Here is a 17,528-nt window from a genome sequence, read left to right on the forward strand (position 1 = left end):
GGGTGGCCTTGCCGGAGCCGCAGCGGCGGCGGTCTACGAGGGGGGAACATGCGCGCGGTCGTGCAACGTGTGTCGCACGCGTCGGTGACGGTGGACGGCGAGGTGGTCGGGCGGATCACCGAGCCCGGACTGACGGCCCTGGTGGGGGCCACTCACACCGACACCGAGGAGCAGGCGCGCAAGGTCGCCAGGAAGCTGTGGACCCTGCGGATCCTGGAGGACGAGAACTCCTGCTCGGACACCGGAGCGCCCCTGCTCGTCATCAGCCAGTTCACGCTCTACGGCGACGCACGCAAGGGCCGCCGCCCCACGTGGCAGGCGGCCGCGCCGGGGCCGGTCGCCGAGCCGCTCGTCGACATCGTCGTCGAGGAGCTGCGCGGGCTCGGTGCCCGGGTGGAGACCGGGGTGTTCGGGGCGCGTATGTCGGTGGCGCTCACCAACGAGGGGCCCTTCACCGTCCTGATCGAGGTGTGACGGGTGTCGACGGCCGTTTCAGGGGGCGCCGACGCCCGCCACGGAAACCTCGGGTGCGGGGACGGGGACGGGGCACCGCTTACCCCGCGTCGACGGTCACCGGCTCGAACTTGTAGCCGAGGCCGCGCACCGTGACGATGTACTGGGGGTGTCCGGGGTCCTCCTCGATCTTCGCGCGCAGCCGCTTGACGTGCACGTCGAGGGTCTTGGTGTCGCCGACGTAGTCGGCACCCCACACCCGGTCGATGAGCTGCATCCGGGTGAGCACCCGCCCGGCGTTGCGCAGGAGCACCTCCAACAGCTCGAACTCCTTCAGGGGCAACTGGACGTTGTCGCCGCGCACGGTCACCACGTGCCGCTCCACGTCCATGCGGACGGGACCGGCCTCCAGGGCGGCGGGCAGGACGGGCTCCTCGATCTCCACCCGGCGGCGCAGCACGGCGCGGATGCGGGCGACCAGTTCGCGGGAGGAGAAGGGCTTGGTCACGTAGTCGTCGGCGCCGAGTTCCAGACCGACGACCTTGTCGATCTCGGAGTCCTTGGCGGTGAGCATGATGACGGGGACGTTGGACTTCTGGCGCAGCGTCCGGCACACCTCGGTGCCGGGCAGTCCGGGCAGCATCAGGTCCAACAGGACCAGGTCGGCACCGGTGCGGTCGAAGGTCTCCAGGGCGACGGTCCCGGTGGGGGCCACCGCGACCTCGAACCCTTCCTTGCGCAGCATGTACGAGAGGGCGTCGCTGTAGGATTCCTCGTCCTCGACAACGAGTACGCGCGTCACTGTGCCGCCTCCTGACGGTCGGTGTTCCCGGGGGCCTTGGCCTCCCGGTTCTCAGGCCGGGGCAGACGTAGAGTGAACGTCGACCCGGACCCCTCCTTGCTCCACACGGTCACTTCTCCACGGTGATGGGTCATGATGTGTTTGACGATCGCCAGGCCGAGACCGGTACCGCCGGTGGCCCGGCTCCGAGCGGCGTCCACACGGTAGAACCGCTCGAAGATCCTCCCCAGGTCCTGCTGGGGGATGCCGATGCCCTGATCGGCGACGCTGATGTCCACGCCGGACTTGGACTCCGCCACCGAGACGGCCACCCGCGTGTTCTTGGGACTGTAGGCCACGGCGTTGGAGACGAGGTTGCGCAGGGCGGTCTCCAGCATCGTCTCGTCGCCCAGGACGGTGATGCCCTTCGCCCCGCTGCCGACCAGCTCGATCCCCTTGGCGTCGGCGGGCATGCGCACCGCGTCCAGGGCCTCGTCCACGACGCTTCCGAGGTCGAGGCGGGTGGGTTCGCTGATCGGCTCAGCGCCCTGGATGCGGGAGAGCGTGATGAGGTCCTGGATGACCGCCGTCAGACGCGAGGCCTCCTGTTGCATACGGTCGGTGAAACGGCGGACGGCCTCGGGATCGTCACTGGAGTCTTGTACCGTTTCCGCCAGCAGTGCCAGCGCGCCCACGGGCGTCTTCAGCTCGTGTGAGATGTTTGCCACGAAGTCGCGGCGGACCGCCTCCACCCTGTGGTGCTCGGTCTGGTCCTCGGCCAGCACCAGCACCAGCCCGGTCCCGCCCAGCGGTGCCACCCGGACGGCGAAGGAGGTGGCGTCGGGGCCGAACTTGCGGACCGCCACCTCGATGTCGGTCTCACGGATGACCCCGTCCCGGCGCACCTGCCGGGCCAGGGCCAGGAGTTCGCCGATCACCAGCTCCTCGCCCCGGACGATACCGAAGGCACGTGCCGCCGACGAGGCGCGCAGCACGCGGTCGGTGGAGTCGAGGACGACGGCGGAGGAGGGGAGGGCGGACAGGACCTCGGCGATACCGGCCGGGAGCGTGGTCCCGTCGCGGCGCTCGGGCACCGGGGGGCGGCGCTGAGTACCGCTGGTACGAAAGAAATGACCGGCGAGGACGCCGATGACGACGCCCGTCACGAGTCCGACTATGCCGGTCACGGCGGTGAGAAGTTCCCCTTGCACGATTCGATCGTAAACGGCAGGACTGGTTCTTTACCCGGTCGGGGGCCTGGCCCCAACCGAGCTTCTCGGATCGTTCACCGAATCTTGGCCGACTCTTCAACGAAGCACTGGGAGCATTGACGATATGCGCGATACCTACCACGAGGATCTCGACAGCCTGGGCGAACGCCTCGTCGAGATGACGCGACTGGCTCGGCATGCCGTCGCGCGCGCTACCACCGCGCTGCTGGACAGCGACCTGACCGCGGCCCAGGAGGTGATCTCCGGTGACGAGGAGATCAACCGCCTGGACCAGGAGATCGAGGACGCGGCCTTCCGCCTGATGGCCAGACAACAGCCGGTCGCCTCCGACCTGAGAACGGTCATCACGTCGCTGTACATGCGCGGTGACCTCGAACGCATGGGTGACCACGCCGTCCACCTCGCCAAGATCGCCCGGCGGCGCCACCCGGACTCGGCTATCCCCAAGCCACTCCGCTCGATCGTGCTGGAGATGGGGCACCAGGCGGAACTGCTGGTGACCAAGGCCGGGGAGGTGATCGCCGACCGCGACCCGGACACCGCGCTGGAGCTGGAGCACGACGACGACCGCATGGACCGGCTGCGTCGCAAGCTGCTGGAGCGCATCCTCAGCCCGAAGTGGGAGTACGGGGTGGAGGCCACCATGGACGCCACTCTGGTCGGCCGTTTCTACGAGCGGTTCGGTGACCACGCGGTGCACGTCGCCAACAACCTCGTCTACATGGTGACCGGTGAGAAGCGGGAGGACTATGAGCCGGATGCGTGAGACCGGGTGCCACCTCGTGTTCAAAACGTGATCTTCCTCGCTTTGAAGGTCCGCGGCGGCCTCGGAGGGGGGTGTCGGGCCCCTCTCCGGGGCCGCCGGGCGAGGCCGGTGCTTACGCTGGCCAGCAAGGGATTCGGAGGCGGCCGCCGCCATGGCGGGGTCTGGCGAGAGTGCTCGGGTACACTTTGTCAAGCCCCGAAAAGTAGTCCTTGACCTGCGTCTTCGCAAAGCTAATAGGTACGTTAAGTCACAGATTCATGGTATCCTCGTGGTAGCGGAAGGGGTACCTGTCACATGGCTTTCAAGGTCGGCGACACTGTTGTCTACCCCCATCATGGGGCTGCTCGTATTGACGCGATCGAAACTCGCACCATCAAAGGCGAGGAAAGAAGCTATCTCGTTCTGAAGGTCGACAAGGGCGATCTGACGGTTCGTGTGCCGGCTGAGAACGCCGAGGATGTCGGCGTTCGCGACGTTGTGGGGCAGGAGGGCCTGGACAAGGTCTTCGAGGTCCTGCGCGCGCCGCACACCGAGGAGCCCACCAACTGGTCCAGGCGCTACAAGGCCAACCTGGAGAAACTGGCGTCCGGCGACGTCAACAAGGTCGCGGAGGTCGTCCGGGACCTGTGGCGCCGGGACAAGGAGCGTGGCCTGTCCGCGGGGGAGAAGCGGATGCTGGCCAAGGCCCGACAGATTCTCGTCAGTGAACTCGCCCTCGCGGAAAAGACCAACGAGGACAAGGCCGAGGCCCTCCTCGACGAGGTTCTCACGAACTGACATCGGCTGAAGAATCTCCTCGTTCATGAAGAATATGCCTCGGGTGGGCGTCGGAACCGACGTCCATCCGTTTTCTCCTGGAAGAACACTTTTCCTCGCCGGTTTGGAATGGCCTGGGGAAGACGGCGTCAGCGGCCATTCCGATGGTGATGTGGCCGCCCACGCCGCTTGCGACGCACTGCTTTCCGCGTGCGGGCTGGGCGATCTCGGTTCCAACTTCGGAACCTCCGACCCCCGCTGGAAGGGCGCGTCCGGCTCTGCCCTGCTGGCCGAGACCGTCGCGCGCGTGCACGCGGCCGGGTTCGGGATCGGCAACGTAGCCATCCAGATCATCAGCAACCGCCCCAGGTTCGCGCCCCGGCGCGACGAGGCGGAGAAGACGCTCTCCGAAGTCGTGGGGGCGCCAGTGAGCGTCTCGGCCACCACCACCGACGGTCTGGGCCTGACCGGCCGCGGCGAGGGCATCGCTGCCGTCGCCACGGCCCTCTGCGCGCCTGTGGACTGACCTGCCGGCCGCCCCGTGGGCCGCCGAGGGCCGCACGGTCAACCGGTCCGGCGTATCCCGCCTGTGGGGCTCAGAGCTCGTCCCCATCGGGGGGCAGGGGGCCGCTGCGCATCCGCCGCGACGGCGGTACCGGGGTGAGGTCGATCGGCCCCCGGCGCGGTTTGAGCGCCATCGGTCGCTTCTCCAGCGGAGGACGGCCCCCGGCCGGCGGGACCGGGCCGTCGCCGGGGGACGGTTCGGCGGGGAGCGGCTCCGCCTCGGGTACCGGCTCGGCGTCCTCCTCGAAGGTGTCCACCGGCTCGGGCTCCGTGACCGGTCCGTCCGGATCCGCGGGAGGGATACCGAAGGCGGCCCGGACCGACGGCCCGGTGTCGTGGTTGAGCGCGGGGAACGCCTCGGAGGGCCCGTCGGGCACACCCTCCGGCGCCTCCCAGACCGGGGCCCTCTCGGCCACGGGTGTGGCCACGGGCGCTGGCGGAGCCTCGGGCGGGGTCCATACCGGCGGCTCGTAGTCGGCGGGCGGGCCGTGACGGTCCGCGGGCGGCTCCCACAGGACCCGCTCCTCCTCGATGGGCTCTTCCCCGGCGGGCTCCACCGCACTCGGCGCGGCGGTCGGCACCTCGCCCTCGTCGGAGACCGGGTCTCCGGGCAGGGGCTCGTGGACGAACCCCTCGTCGGAGGGTTCCGGACCGCTGTCGTCCACCGGACGCTCCGCCTCGGGGCCGACGGGTCGGGCCGTCGGCGACACGGCCGGGGGGCGCTCCGCGGCCCGCTTGATCGGGTTGTCCGCCGTCTGGGGGCGCCGGGGCAGCGCGGGGGTGGACACCTCTGTCTGCGGCGGCCCGTGGCCGTGGTCCCCGGTCTCGTGGGAACCGGTGTCCGGTTCGTCCTCCTGGGGGCGCCCACGTGGTTCGGGGCCGGGCCGGACGGGCGCAGGGACGCGCTCGGCGTCGGGCTCGGGCGGTGCGGCACCGGGGACCGGCTCCGGTTCGGGACCGCCGTGGCCCGGGGCGGGCTCCCGCGGCCACTCAGGCTCCTCCTCGGCGCGGCCGCGCAGCACGGTGGCCCGGTCTGTGGGGGGCAGGCCCCGTGGGACGGCTGACCTGCGGGCACGACGCATGTGGGAGCGGACCGCCATCCACAGCAGGAAGGCGATGAGCAGCGCGGCCAGTGGAGCGACCGCCACGATGACGTCGGCGACCCCCTGGTGCACCGACTCCAAGAACCCCAGCCGGTCCAGAGCCATGGCGGTGCCGGCCACCAGGATGAGGAAGAGGATCAGGGCGTCGACCCACACGCGGTCCCGGGGATGGTCCTGGCGGACGACGTAGCTCACCCCGAACGCCATCAGCAGCAGCAGGGCGTGGGTCAGGGGGAACACGTGGGCCACGGCGCCGTCCCCGTGCCCGCCGTAGCGTGCGAAGGCGTAGATGCCGTTGTAGGAGACGACGAGGTCGCACACGGTGATGAGGACGGCGAACAGCACGCCGACGGCGAGGGCACCGGATCCCGCGCCGCGGCCTGCGAGCTGACCGTTCCGTGCCCCGGTCCCGGGGGCTTTGTCGTAAGGGGCCATCGTCTCCGCAGCGTAGTCGAGAAGGCCCGTTCGGCACGAGGTTCCGGAGGATTGTCGGATGCCTCCGGGAGGTGCGGAAAGCCGGTCTTCCCCGGGGAGGGGCCCCGAGGCGTGGCACGGGGCAGGACGGCGGCGGGGAACGGTTCCGGGAAAGGGGCGGAAAGCCGTGGCAGGCCCTCGGATACGGCTCAGCACATATGCGTCCTGCGGACTGTCCGGGACCGGGGAACGAGCACCGAAGTCCAAGGGAATAGGGGGCCTCACCGAAGGTGGAACCGGCTACGCTTGACGGCGTGAGTCTGCGCTTCTATGACACCAGTGCCCGGCAGGTCCGAGACTTCGTCCCGCTGCGCGAGGGATGTGCCTCCCTGTACCTGTGTGGTGCCACGGTGCAGGCTCCTCCGCACATCGGCCACATCCGCTCCAGCGTCAACTTCGACATCCTGAGGCGCTGGCTCACCTACCTGGGCTACGACGTCACCTTCTGCCGCAACGTCACCGACATCGACGACAAGATCATCAACGTCGCCGCCGCCGAGGGCGTGCCGTGGTGGCAGGTCAGCGAGCGCAACCAGCGCGCCTTCACCCAGGCCTACGACGTCCTGGGCTGCCTGCCGCCGACCGTCGAACCCAGGGCCACCGGGCACGTGCCCGAGATGATCGAACTCATCCGGCGCCTCATCGACGCGGGCCACGCCTACGCGGCCCGGGGCGGCTCCGGAGACGTCTACTTCGACGTGGCCTCCTACCGGGCCTACGGGGAGCTGTCCAACCAGCGCCCCGACCAGGTGGAGGAGTCAGCCGACCAGGCAGGCGACAAGCGCGATCCCCGCGACTTCGCCCTGTGGAAGGGCGCCAAGCCCGGCGAACCCAGTTGGGAGACGCCGTGGGGCCGCGGGCGCCCCGGCTGGCACCTGGAGTGCTCGGCGATGGCCACCAAGTACCTCGGCCCGAGCTTCGACATCCACGGTGGCGGACTGGACCTGGTGTTCCCCCACCACGAAAACGAGGTGGCGCAGTCGCACGCCGCCGGCGACGGGTTCGCGCGCTACTGGCTGCACAACGGGATGCTCAAGGTCGGCGGCGAGAAGATGGCCAAGTCGCTGGGCAACTCCATGCGCATCCCGCAGATGGTCGAGAAGGTCCGCCCGGTGGAGCTGCGCTACTACCTCGGACAGGCGCACTACCGCTCCGCGATCGACTACTCCGAGGCCGCGCTCCAGGAGGCCGCCGTCGCCTACCAGCGGATCGAGGGCTTCCTGACCCGCGCCACCGAGGCGCTGGGCGAGGTGGCCCCGGCGGAGCGGGTACCGGCGGAGTTCGCCGCCGCCCTCGACGACGACCTCGGTGTCCCCCAGGCGCTCGCCCTCGTGCACGGGCACGTGCGCGAGGGCAACACGGCCCTGACCGCGGAGGGCGCGGAGAAGGCCGCCGAACGGGTCGCCGAGCTCCGCACCATGCTGGGGATCCTCGGGTTGGACCCGCTCGGCGCCCCGTGGGCGGGCGGAGGCGACCACGGGCTGCGCGAGGTGGTCGACGCCCTCGTGTCGGTGGCTCTGGAGCAGCGCCAGGCGGCGCGCGGGCGCAAGGACTACGCGGCGGCCGACGCCATCCGCGACCGGCTCACCGAGGCGGGGATCGCGGTGGAGGACACCCCGCAGGGCCCCCGGTGGGACCTCAAGCGCGGCTGACACGGGCCCGGGCGGTGCGCGGACGGCACTAGGCTGGAGGTTTGCCACCGCCCGCGAGGCCAGGTGGCCGATCTCCACCAGCCGGACGCGACGCGCTTCCGGCATGCTCGCGACAACGGGAGGCGGCGGACATGCCGGCGAAGAAGAGCAAGAAGGGCCCGACCAAGGGCAGCGGCGGCAAGGGGCGGCGCTCGCTCCAGGGCAAGAGCGGTACCCTGCCCGCCCAGGAACGGCACTGGTACGAGGGCAAGCAGCGTGCCCGGGCGGCCAAGCGCACCACCACCGGGGGCGGCGCGGCACCGGCGCGCACCGAGCGGCGCAAGGCCGACTCCGACCTCCTGGTCGGGCGCAACCCGGTCGTCGAGGCGCTGCGCGCGGGCATGCCCGCGACCCGCCTGTTCATCGCCAACAGCCTGGACCCGGACGACCGGGTGACCGAGGCGGCGCGCCTCGCCGGGGACCGCGGTGTCGAACTCCTGGAGGTGACCCGGTCCGAGCTGGACCGCCGCTGCGACAGCAACGGTCAGCCCGACGCCGCCCACCAGGGCGTGGCCCTCCAGGTGCGGCCCTACCGGTACTGGCTGCCCGAGGACCTGCTGGACCGGGCGCGGGCATCGGAGACCCAGCCGCTGATCGTGGCCCTGGACGGCGTCACCGACCCGCACAACCTGGGCGCGATCGCGCGCTCGGCCGCCGCCTTCGACGCGCACGGCGTCGTCATCCCCGAGCGCCGCTCGGCGGGCGTGAACATGACGGCGTGGAAGACCTCCGCCGGAACCCTGGCGCGGCTGCCGGTCGCCCAGGCCACCAACCTGACGCGCGCGCTGGAGGGCTTCAAGAAGGCGGGGCTGTTCGTCGTGGGCCTGGACGCCGAGGGCGACACGTCCCTGCCCGGCCTGGACCTGGCCACGGGACCGCTGGTGGTCGTGGTGGGCTCCGAGGGCAAGGGGCTCTCGCGCCTGGTCCGGGAGACCTGCGACCTGGTCGTGAGCATCCCGATCGGCGGCGCGGAGTCGCTGAACGCCTCGGTCGCGGCCGGGGTGTCGTTGTACGAGGTGGCCCGGCGCCGCCGGTCCGCGACCGAGTAGGCCTACGGACACCGGAACCGGTACCATGCGGGTGGACGGCTCGGGACCTGTCGGCCCCGGGCACCCGCCAGCGTAGCTCAATTGGCAGAGCAATCGCCTTGTAAGCGATAGGTTAGGGGTTCAAGTCCCCTCGCTGGCTCTCATACACAGGAGAACAGCGGGTCAGAGAGACGACGGACGGCCGCACCGGGAGCACCGGGGCGGCCGTCTCGCGTTCGGTCGACTCTGCCGCGTCCGGCTCCGGCGGCCCGTCCGGCCCGTCTTCTTCTTCGGCATACGCGGTGAAGACACCCTCTTGGGCCCGAAACTCCACGTTCGTGTAACCCTGTGGGGGCAGTGTGACGCGGTGGAACGTCGGAGCGAGAAACAGGGCAGGGGCGCATGGGGCACACGCGGACGAGGCTGGTCGGCCTGCTCGTCGCCGTATGGATCGTGGTGCCCGTGCTCCTGGCCGTGCTGCGGTGGCCGGACTACTGGGAGTGGATCGCTCCTGAGCGCACACCGATGACCTGGGCGCAGAGCGTCGCGCTCATGCTGGCAGGGGCGGGCTGCCTGCTGACGGCGCTGGTGGCGGGCCGGGCCGGGGAACGGGCCGGGATCTGGCCGCTGCTGGGTGTGGGCCTGCTCGCGCTGGGCACCGACGAGCGCTTCGCCTTCCACGAGAGCCTGGGGGACGACCTCTTCGGCTCGGACGGCGACACGGTGCCCTTCCTGCCCTGGGTGGCCCCCGGCGACTTCCTGCTCTTCGTCCTGGCCGCCATCGGCCTGCTGCTGCTCGTCTGGGTGTGGTGGGCGGTGCGCGCGGACGGCGCGGCCACCGTGGCGCTGGCGGTCGGGGTCGTCCTCTCGGCCGGAGCGGTGGGGATGGAGCTCATCGACTCCAGCACCTGGAGCACGGCCGCCGACCGGGTGCACGGTTCGGTGCAGGAGGTCGTGGAACTGGCGGGCGGCCTGGCGCTGCTGGCCATGGTGGCGCTGCGGCTGCTCGGCATGCTCGACGCGCACCTGCCCGGTGCGGAGGAGGAGGGGGAGTAGGGTCGGTTCCTGCCGGTCACCGGCCCCCGGGAGCGGCGGAGTGTGCTCGCGGAAGGTCAGGGAGCGGCCACGTCACGGCTGTTGACGGCCGAAACGGCTCAGAGGTAAAGTTTCTGGGAGCGCTCCCAGAACGGTCCGGAACCCCCCGCGCCGCCGTCCGCCGATATGATTCGCGGTCTGCTCGCGCGCCCGACTCTGGAAGGTCCCATGGGGCTACTCTTCGGCCTGCTCGGTCCCGTCCGCCTCCTCGACGACCCCGTCGACCCCTCGCCCGGCACCCCCAAACTCTGTGCCCTCCTGACGGCTCTCGCGCTCCAGCCCAACCAGGCGGTCCCCCTCGCCCGCCTCACCGCCGCCCTGTGGGAGAAGTCGCCGCCCGCGTCCGCGATCGCCAACCTGCGCACCTACGCCAACCAGCTCCGCAAACGCCTGCCGCCCGCCCACTGCACCGTGGACCGGGCGAGGCTGGTCGCCAGCCCGCCCGGCTACATGCTGCGGGTGTGCCCCCGCGAACTCGACGTGCTCGCCTTCACCGACCTCCACCGCCGAGGCCGGCGTGCCCTGCGCGAAGGCGACTCCGAGGAGGCCGCCTCCTTGCTGTCGGCCGGCCTGAACCTGTGGCGGGGCTCGGCGGCCGAGGACGTGCCACGGATGCCCGTCCTCGCCCCGAGGCTGGACGCGCTCGACGAACAGCGGTGGAGCGCCGCCGAGGACCTCGCCCACGCCCGGCTCGACCTGGGGTCGGACCCCGACCTCGTCAGCGACCTGCGCACCCTCGTGGCAGAGCATCCACTCCGCGAGCGCCTGTGGCACGCCCTCATGCTCGCCCTCTACCGATCCAACGAGGCCTCCGCCGCTCTGGACACCTACCGTGAGGCCCGGCGGACCCTGGTCCAGCAGCTCGGGGTGGAGCCCGGACCGGACCTGGTCCGCCTGCACGCCGCCATCCTCAACCGCGATCCCGCTCTGCGGTGGCCGCGGGAGAAGACCGGTCTGCCCTAGCAGGGTGCGGGGCCATGCGCCTGCGGACGATCCCGAGGACCCGGTCACCGGGGACCGGTCCCCACACGCGCGAGTCCGTGCTGCGGCCGGTGTTGTCGCCCAGGACCACCAGGTGGTCGGGTGGGACCGTGCCGCCCGGCTCTCCGGGGATCCCGTCGGGGACCGGGTCCCCGGGCAGAGCCGCCACCCGCTTGAGCACCCAGGGCGGTGCGGAGCCCAGGAGTTCGTCCGGGTGGGCCAGAACGTCGTGGCCGGGCTGCCCGAGGACGGCGACGTCGCCTACGCGCAGACGCCTGGCACGAACCCGGCGCACGAGGACCCGCTCGCCGTGGCGGAAGGTGGGTTCCATGCTCCGGCCCACCACCTCCACCGCGACCAGGGTCCGGTTGAGCCACAGCAGCAGCCCCGTCGGGACCGCCACCGCGATCCCGGCCGCCGCGAGTACCGACAGTGTCATCGCTGTCTCACCTCCGGTCCGGCTCCGGGTTCGGACCCGGACCGGTATCCGGAGGCCTGGAGCCCGAACAGGTGGGCGTAGAGCCCGTCCGCCGCGATGAGCTGCTCGTGGGTACCGGTCTCGGCCACGCTGCCCTCGTCAAGGACCGCGATCCGCTCGGCCTCGCGCACGGTACCGAGCCGGTGCGAGATGAGCAGGCTGCTGCGTCCCCGGCGGTGCTCGCGCAGCCCGGAGTGGATCTCGTGCTCGGCCTCGGCGTCCAGCCCCGAACTGGGTTCGTCCAGGATCAGCAGGTCGCGGCCCCCGCGCAGGTAGGCGCGTGCCAGGGCCAGGCGCTGCCACTGGCCGCCCGAGAGCGGGACGCCGTTCTGGTCACCGTCGTCGTCTTCGGAGCCGGGCATGTCGAAGAACATGCGCGAGAGCAGGGTGTCGTACCCGCGCGGCAGGTCGGCCACGATCGGGTGCGCCCCGGCGCGTTCGGCGGCGGCTCGGATCAGGTCCCGGCGCTCCGTGGTGCCGCCGTCGGTGAGGATGCCGACGTCACCCAACCCGATGTTCTCGGCGGCGGTCAGGTCGTACTCCATGTAGTCCTGGAACACCGCGCCGATCCTGTGGCGCAGCAGGGCGGGGTCCATGTCGCGCAGATCCACCCCGTCCCACAGGATCGCTCCGCGGTCGGGATCGTACATGCGGCACAGCAGTTTGACCAGGGTGCTCTTGCCCGCGCCGTTGCGGCCCACCAGTCCCAGCGACCCGCCGTGCGGGATACGCAGGTTCACGTCGCGCAGGGTCCAGGGGTGCTCGGGGGTGTAACGGAACCACACCGCCCGGAACTCGATGCCGCGTTCCAGCGCGGGGACCGGAACCGGATCGGCGCGCACCGCCAGGTCGGGTTCGGCACGGGTGACCCTGAGGTAGTGGTCGAACATCAGCAGTTGGTTGTGAGCCAGGCCCACCTCGCGCACCAGTTGGCCCAGGGCGTTCTGTACGCCGGCCACGGCGGAGATGAACAGGCTGAGGTCGCCCACGGTCAAGCGGCTTTCCACGGCCGCCAGGACCGCCCACACCAGGCCGCAGCCCGCGATGAGGGCCGAGAGCAGGCCCAGCAGGCTCTGCGCGGACAGTTCGCGCTGGTCCATGCGGCGCCGCTGGGTGTTGGCCTCGGCGCGTTCGCGGCCCATTCGCTCGCGCAGATAGGGGCCGACACCGAACAGGCGCAGCTCCTTGGCGGACTGGACGCTGGAGAGCAGTTCGCGGAAGAAGAGCTCACGCCGCTCCACCGGCCCGATCCGCCACATCATGGCGGCGCGGGCCTTGGACAGCCGCAGTTCCACGAACAGGGTAGGGATTCCGGCGAGCAGCACTACCAGTGTCATGAGCGGGCTGATCACCAGCAGGGAGGCGAGAAATCCGAGGATGGTGACGGTGCCGCTGGCCAGCGAGAACACCCCGGAGACGACCTGACTGGGGGTCTCCCCGCCCGATTGCTGGGCCAGGCGCAGCCGGTCCAGGAAGGCGGGGTTCTCGAACCGGGCCAGCCCGGTGAAGCGTTCAGCGGCCCGGAACAGGCGGTCCTGGGAGTGCAGTCCGACCCGGCGGGTGATCTCGCTCTGTACGTACTGGGAGGCGAAGGGGGTCAGCGCGGTGACCAGGCCGGCTCCGGCCAGGCCCGCTCCCAGGCCCAGGACCCGGCCGGGGTCGATGCCGGTGGTGATGAGGTCGAGGATCAGCTTGGTCAGCCAGGCCACGACCACCGGTGCGGTGCCCTGGACCAGGGTGAGCAGGCCCGAGGCGATCAGCAGGTGGGGGCCGGTGTGCCAGGTCAGGGCCAGGGCGGCGCCCGCTCCGCGCAGCGACGCTCTGACCCCGCCGGAGAAGCGTTCTTCGGTGGACTCAGACACCGGACAGGGCCTCCACGGCCTCGACGCTGTAGCCGCTGGCCAGCACCCGTCCGGTCGCGTCGACGCGTGCCATGGCGGGGAAGCCGTTCACGCCGAAGGCCGGGGCGGTGGTGCCGCCGTGCTCTTCCTGGACGACCCGGGCCACGGGGGTGAGCTGGGCGATCTCGTGGGCGGCATCGGCGGCCTCGCCCACGACGACGGCGAGGACGCGGTCGCGGCCACCGGGGAAGGAGGCGGCCAGGTCGGTGAAGCGGGGGAGCTGCTCGGTGCAGGCGGGGCATCCCGGGGAGAAGACGCCGACGAGGGTCTCGCCCTCTAGGTCCGCGCGGTTCACCGTGGTTCCGTCCACCGTCTCGGCGGAGAAGTCCGCGACCTCCTCACCGGCCGGGAGTATGACCTGTTCGGGCAGGGCCGGGACGGTGGAGCGCAGGTGTCCGATGGTCTCGGTGTGCTCCTTCAGGCGCCGGATCACGCCGACGGTGAGCAGGATGTTCAGCAGGCACAGGGCGCCCACCAGGGCGCACAGCACGGTGAGGAACACGGTCATATGGAAGGGCACTCCTCTGTGCGAGGGGGGAGAACAGGGCGGCGATGTCGTCCAGGAGGACGACGATCAGACCTCCGAAGGCGCCGACGGCGGCGCTGGCCGCGACGGCACCCGGTTCGGAGAGGGGGGTGGAGGCGAGGGCGGGCACGAGCCCGGCCACGGCGAGGGTGAGCAGGGCGAGGTTGCGGACCAGATGCAGGGGGCGCAACGGTGCGTCCGAGGACCCGAGACATCGGCAGGCGACGCGTCCGCCGCCGCGCAGGACCCTGGCCACGGCGACGGTGAACGCCGTGAGGAGGAGCGCGGCGGCGGTCAGGCCCGCCCATGCCAGGGCGGGGACGAGGAGGAGAAGTGCCGTCCCCGCCTCCGCCGCCACGAGGAGGGCCGCGAGGCGGCGGGTGGTGGGCGGGTTCTGGACCGCCCACCGGGGGGCCAGCCGACGCACGGCGGGCACGAAACTCTCGAACGCCGCGCGTCCGCGCACCTTGCTGACGGCGGACACGCAGAAGACGAGGGCCAAGAGGACCTGGCACGCGACCTGGACGTGGGACATCGGTGGAAACCCCCGGTGGACGGGCCCCGATCAGGGGCGGAAGCGGATCAGCAGATCCTCCAGTTGGTGCACCAGACCGGGGTGCTGCCGGGCGGGTCGCAGCAGTACTGGCAGGCGGGGCCGGAGTACCTGTACCAGCAGTAGCTGGCGCGGGCCTGGGCCTGGGGAACGATGAGGCTGAGCAGCCTGTCGCTCAAGGAGCCGAACATAGGATTCCTTTCCTGTCCTGACCACGGGTTCGTGGTCGTGGATCGGACCGCCGGTCGGTAGCGGCCGTCACTGAAGCTAGTGACCACTGCTACACGTGGGATACATGTGTGATACAAGCGCTGGTCGTGGTGGGTGTTTCCCAGGAGCGCGGTCGGAAGTTGTGTCTGTTTTTCAGATGCGGGTCGGCTCCTTGTCGGGCAGGCTCGGATCCTCCGACGGACACCCGGGGTCACCTGCTGCGGCAGGGCATGCAGTACATGAAGCTGTAGGGAATCCTGCTGCCGGGCATGATGGTGGTGGTGTAGCAGCACCGCTGGATGTGGGTGCGGCTACAGTCGGTCCACCAGCAGTTGGTGGTGGTACCGACGGCGCTCGCCTTGGCTTTGGGGACGAAGACGGAGAGCAGCTGGTCTCCGAAAGAACCGACGCGGTCGAACACGTGTCTTCCTTTGCGGGTGTGGAGGGAAGGACCGTCCGCACGGGTGCACGGCGGTTCCGCCACGCTAGGAAGCACACCTACAGGGCCTATACAAACGGGATACAACGCCTGGTCACCGCGCGACTGCGGCCCCCGGTCCACCCGACCCGGGGCGCACACCCCGGCCGTCAGGCGGCGCCGACCAAACCAGCGGTGACGGACCGCGGCGCCTGGGCGTAGGAGTGGAACTCCATCGTGAAATCCGCCCGTCCGGACGTGTGTCCGCGCAGGTCGACGACGTAGCCGAACATCTCCGCCAACGGCACCAGCGCCGACACCGTCTTTGCGCCGTAGCGCTCCCCGATCGACCGCACCCGCCCGCGCCGGGCGCTGAGGTCGCCGATCACCTCGCCCATGTGCTCCTCGGGCACGGTGACCTCCACGGCCATCACCGGTTCGAGCAGGACGGGACACGCCCGGGCCACCGCCTCCTTGAACGCGGCGCGGCCCGCGGTCCGAAACGCCGCCTCCGAGGAGTCCTCCGCGTGGAAGGCCCCGTCCAGCAGTGTCACCCGCACACCCGTCAGCCCGTACCCGGCGAGCGCGCCCTCCAGCATCGCCTGGCGGCAGCCCGCGTCCACCGACGGCACGAACTCCCTCGGCACGTGCCCGCCCGTCACCGCGTCCACGAACTCGTAGCCCTCCCCGATCGGTTCCACCGCGATCCGCACCCGCGCGTACTGCCCCCTGCCCCCGTGCTGCTTGCGGTGCGTGTGCTCCACCCGCGGAACGGCCTCGCTGATCGTCTCGCGGTAGGAGACCCGCGGCCTGCCGACCCTGGCGGCCACCCGGAACTCGCGGAGCATCCGGTGCACCAGGATCTCCAGGTGCAGCTCGCCCATACCGCCGATGACGGTCTGGCCGGTCTGGGGGTCGGCCCGTACCCGGAAGGTCGGGTCCTCGTCCGCGAGGCGGGCGATCGCCGTGGCGAGCCGGTCCCGGTCGGCCTGGGAGCCGGGCTCGACCGCGACCTCGATGACCGGGTCGGGGAAGTCCATGGACTCCAGCACGACCGGGTCGCCCGGGGCGCACAGCGTCTCACCGGTGCCGGTCCGCTTCAGTCCCCTCACCGCGACGATGTCGCCGGCCCCCGCCGACCCGATCTCCTCGCGCTTGTCGGCGTGCACGCGGTAGATCTTGCCGACGCGTTCCCTCTCCCCCTTCACGGAGTTGTGCACGTGGGAGCCCGACTCCAGCCGCCCCGAGTACACACGGAGGAACGTCAGCGCACCCAGGTGCGGGTCGCTGCTGACCTTGAAGGCCAGCGCGGCCAGCGGCTCGTCCTCCGACGGGCGCCGTGTGACGACCGTTCCGGGCTCCCCCGGCGGACGGCCCTCCACCGCGCCCGCCTCCCCGGGGGAGGGCAGGTAGCGCACCACCGCGTCCAGCAGCGGCTGCACCCCCTTGTTCCTGAACGCCGCGCCGCACAGCACCGGCGTGTACACGGTCCCGTCGCCGATCCGGCCGAGCGCGGCGTGGCGCACCGCCGCGTGCACGTCCTCGGCCGTGGGCTCGGCACCCTCCACGTAGGCCGCCAACACCGTGTCGTCGAACTCGGCGAGCGCCTCCACCAGGCGGGTCCGCCACAGGCGTGCCCGGTCGGCCAGCTCGTCGGGGATGCCGGTCACGTCGTAGGCCTCGCCGGGTCCGGCCCCGACCGGCCACACGAGCGCCCGCATCCGGACGAGGTCGACCACGCCCCGGAAACCGGCCTCCGCTCCGACCGGCAGTTGCAGGACCAGCGGGACGGCGCCCAGGCGCTGCGCGATGGCCGTCACACAGGGGGCGAGGTCGGCGCCCACGCGGTCCATCTTGTTGACGAAGCACACGCGCGGCACCCCGTAGCGGTCGGCTTGGCGCCACACCCTCTCGGACTGCGGCTCCACACCGGCCACCCCGTCGAACACCGCGACCGCCCCGTCCAGGACACGCAGGCACCGCTCCACCTCGGCGGTGAAGTCGATGTGGCCGGGGGTGTCGATGATGTTCACGGTGTGGTCGACACCGTCCACCGGCCAGTGGCACGTGGTGGCGGCGGAGGTGATGGTGATGCCGTGTTCGCGCTCTTCCGGCATGAAGTCCATGGCGGTGTCGCCATCGCGGACCTCGCCGATCCGGTGCGAGACACCCGTGTAGTACAGGACGCGCTCGGTGGTGGTCGTCTTGCCCGCGTCGATGTGCGCCATGATCCCGATGTTGCGGACGGTGTCCGGGTTCCAGTCACGGACGGCCATGGCCCTGCGTCCCTCCCGGTCAGTCCCGCGGGAACCGGGGCTCCACCACCGTCTCCGGGCCCGGGTAGATCAGGCGCTCCTCGCCGTCGGGGAAGCGGACCACGTAGGGCGGCCGCTCTCCGGCGCCGCGCACCTCCACGATCCTGCCGCTGTGCTGACCGTCCGTGCTGGCCACCCCGTGGGTGTGCACGTAGTCGCCGACCTTCGCCCTCATCGCCTGCCCCGATCGTGTCCGACCGCCG

General features: G+C 71.2%; 18 protein-coding genes, 1 tRNA gene and 1 pseudogene. 9 read left to right on the forward strand and 11 right to left on the reverse strand.

What is annotated here, in order from left to right:
* Positions 1-48: 48 nt before the first annotated feature.
* On the forward strand, positions 49-474 hold the full coding sequence (gene dtd / locus B042_RS0120780; protein ID WP_028649968.1) for a D-aminoacyl-tRNA deacylase: 426 nt from the start codon (positions 49-51) through the stop codon (positions 472-474).
* Positions 475-553: 79 nt separating this feature from the next.
* Here the strand turns inward: dtd and B042_RS0120785 are convergent, their stop codons facing one another.
* Together B042_RS0120785 and B042_RS0120790 are read right to left on the reverse strand one after the other, a co-directional pair.
* Complete coding sequence (locus tag B042_RS0120785; RefSeq protein ID WP_028649969.1) at positions 554-1,255, reverse strand: response regulator transcription factor; 702 nt, start codon at positions 1,253-1,255, stop codon at positions 554-556.
* Positions 1,252-2,445, reverse strand: a complete 1,194-nt coding sequence (locus B042_RS0120790) for a cell wall metabolism sensor histidine kinase WalK (protein WP_036555773.1) — start codon at positions 2,443-2,445, stop codon at positions 1,252-1,254. The genes B042_RS0120785 and B042_RS0120790 overlap by 4 nt, the downstream gene beginning before the upstream one ends.
* Before the next feature lie 124 nt (positions 2,446-2,569).
* On the opposite strand from B042_RS0120790, the gene phoU reads away from it, so the two are divergent.
* The 3 genes from phoU to ispF all read left to right on the forward strand — a co-directional run bounded on the left by phoU (position 2,570) and on the right by ispF (position 4,514).
* Positions 2,570-3,232: a phosphate signaling complex protein PhoU gene (gene phoU, locus B042_RS0120795; RefSeq protein WP_028649971.1), complete on the forward strand. Its 663-nt coding sequence runs from the start codon at positions 2,570-2,572 to the stop codon at positions 3,230-3,232.
* A gap of 294 nt (positions 3,233-3,526) precedes the next feature.
* Complete coding sequence (locus B042_RS0120800; RefSeq protein ID WP_028649972.1) at positions 3,527-4,009, forward strand: CarD family transcriptional regulator; 483 nt, start codon at positions 3,527-3,529, stop codon at positions 4,007-4,009.
* A 34-nt stretch (positions 4,010-4,043) separates the two neighbouring features.
* Positions 4,044-4,514 carry a 2-C-methyl-D-erythritol 2,4-cyclodiphosphate synthase gene (ispF, locus tag B042_RS0120805; RefSeq protein WP_197024379.1) on the forward strand — a complete coding sequence of 157 codons (471 nt, stop codon included), beginning with the start codon at positions 4,044-4,046 and terminating at the stop codon, positions 4,512-4,514.
* A 70-nt stretch (positions 4,515-4,584) separates the two neighbouring features.
* Here ispF and B042_RS0120810 read toward each other — a convergent pair whose 3' ends face one another.
* On the reverse strand, positions 4,585-6,090 hold the full coding sequence (locus tag B042_RS0120810; RefSeq protein ID WP_028649974.1) for a hypothetical protein: 1,506 nt from the start codon (positions 6,088-6,090) through the stop codon (positions 4,585-4,587).
* Between the two features lie 293 nt (positions 6,091-6,383).
* Here B042_RS0120810 and cysS point away from each other — a divergent pair, with 293 nt between their 5' ends.
* The 5 genes from cysS to B042_RS24090 all read left to right on the forward strand — a co-directional run bounded on the left by cysS (position 6,384) and on the right by B042_RS24090 (position 10,906).
* Positions 6,384-7,781 (forward strand): cysteine--tRNA ligase, encoded by a 1,398-nt coding sequence (cysS, locus tag B042_RS0120815; protein WP_028649975.1) that lies wholly within the window; start codon positions 6,384-6,386, stop codon positions 7,779-7,781.
* Positions 7,782-7,912: 131 nt separating this feature from the next.
* Positions 7,913-8,869 carry a 23S rRNA (guanosine(2251)-2'-O)-methyltransferase RlmB gene (gene rlmB, locus B042_RS0120820; protein ID WP_028649976.1) on the forward strand — a complete coding sequence of 319 codons (957 nt, stop codon included), beginning with the start codon at positions 7,913-7,915 and terminating at the stop codon, positions 8,867-8,869.
* Between the two features lie 66 nt (positions 8,870-8,935).
* Positions 8,936-9,008: transfer RNA gene (locus B042_RS0120825), tRNA-Thr, on the forward strand.
* A 242-nt stretch (positions 9,009-9,250) separates the two neighbouring features.
* Complete coding sequence (locus B042_RS0120830) at positions 9,251-9,904, forward strand: hypothetical protein (RefSeq protein ID WP_028649977.1); 654 nt, start codon at positions 9,251-9,253, stop codon at positions 9,902-9,904.
* Between the two features lie 207 nt (positions 9,905-10,111).
* Positions 10,112-10,906 carry an AfsR/SARP family transcriptional regulator gene (locus B042_RS24090; RefSeq protein ID WP_051415859.1) on the forward strand — a complete coding sequence of 265 codons (795 nt, stop codon included), beginning with the start codon at positions 10,112-10,114 and terminating at the stop codon, positions 10,904-10,906.
* Here B042_RS24090 and B042_RS24095 read toward each other — a convergent pair.
* The 8 genes and pseudogenes from B042_RS24095 to B042_RS0120870 all read right to left on the reverse strand — a co-directional run bounded on the left by B042_RS24095 (position 10,854) and on the right by B042_RS0120870 (position 17,500).
* Positions 10,854-11,363 carry a S26 family signal peptidase gene (locus B042_RS24095; protein ID WP_051415861.1) on the reverse strand — a complete coding sequence of 170 codons (510 nt, stop codon included), beginning with the start codon at positions 11,361-11,363 and terminating at the stop codon, positions 10,854-10,856. The genes B042_RS24090 and B042_RS24095 overlap by 53 nt on opposite strands.
* Complete coding sequence (locus tag B042_RS24100; protein WP_036555774.1) at positions 11,360-13,264, reverse strand: ABC transporter ATP-binding protein; 1,905 nt, start codon at positions 13,262-13,264, stop codon at positions 11,360-11,362. Before B042_RS24100 ends, B042_RS24095 begins: the two co-directional genes overlap by 4 nt.
* A complete protein-coding gene (locus B042_RS24105) occupies positions 13,257-13,811 on the reverse strand; it encodes a TlpA disulfide reductase family protein (RefSeq protein ID WP_081748916.1) in 555 nt (184 codons plus the stop codon). The genes B042_RS24100 and B042_RS24105 overlap by 8 nt, the downstream gene beginning before the upstream one ends.
* Before the next feature lie 205 nt (positions 13,812-14,016).
* A pseudogene (locus B042_RS27175) lies at positions 14,017-14,364 on the reverse strand (MauE/DoxX family redox-associated membrane protein); the annotation flags it as partial.
* 47 nt (positions 14,365-14,411) lie between these two features.
* The gene (locus B042_RS27180; RefSeq protein ID WP_155989272.1) at positions 14,412-14,573 is read right to left on the reverse strand and encodes a hypothetical protein; all 162 of its coding nucleotides are present in this window, start codon (positions 14,571-14,573) and stop codon (positions 14,412-14,414) included.
* A gap of 230 nt (positions 14,574-14,803) precedes the next feature.
* Complete coding sequence (locus B042_RS0120860) at positions 14,804-15,013, reverse strand: hypothetical protein (RefSeq protein WP_028649979.1); 210 nt, start codon at positions 15,011-15,013, stop codon at positions 14,804-14,806.
* Between the two features lie 167 nt (positions 15,014-15,180).
* On the reverse strand, positions 15,181-17,286 hold the full coding sequence (fusA, locus tag B042_RS0120865; RefSeq protein WP_028649980.1) for an elongation factor G: 2,106 nt from the start codon (positions 17,284-17,286) through the stop codon (positions 15,181-15,183).
* A 19-nt stretch (positions 17,287-17,305) separates the two neighbouring features.
* Entirely contained in the window at positions 17,306-17,500 is a 195-nt protein-coding gene (locus B042_RS0120870; RefSeq protein ID WP_028649981.1) for a DUF1918 domain-containing protein, read from the reverse strand.
* Positions 17,501-17,528 lie beyond the last annotated feature (28 nt).

It is taken from the genome of Nocardiopsis sp. CNT312 (genome assembly GCF_000515115.1).
Classification (GTDB): Bacteria; Actinomycetota; Actinomycetes; order Streptosporangiales; family Streptosporangiaceae; genus Nocardiopsis.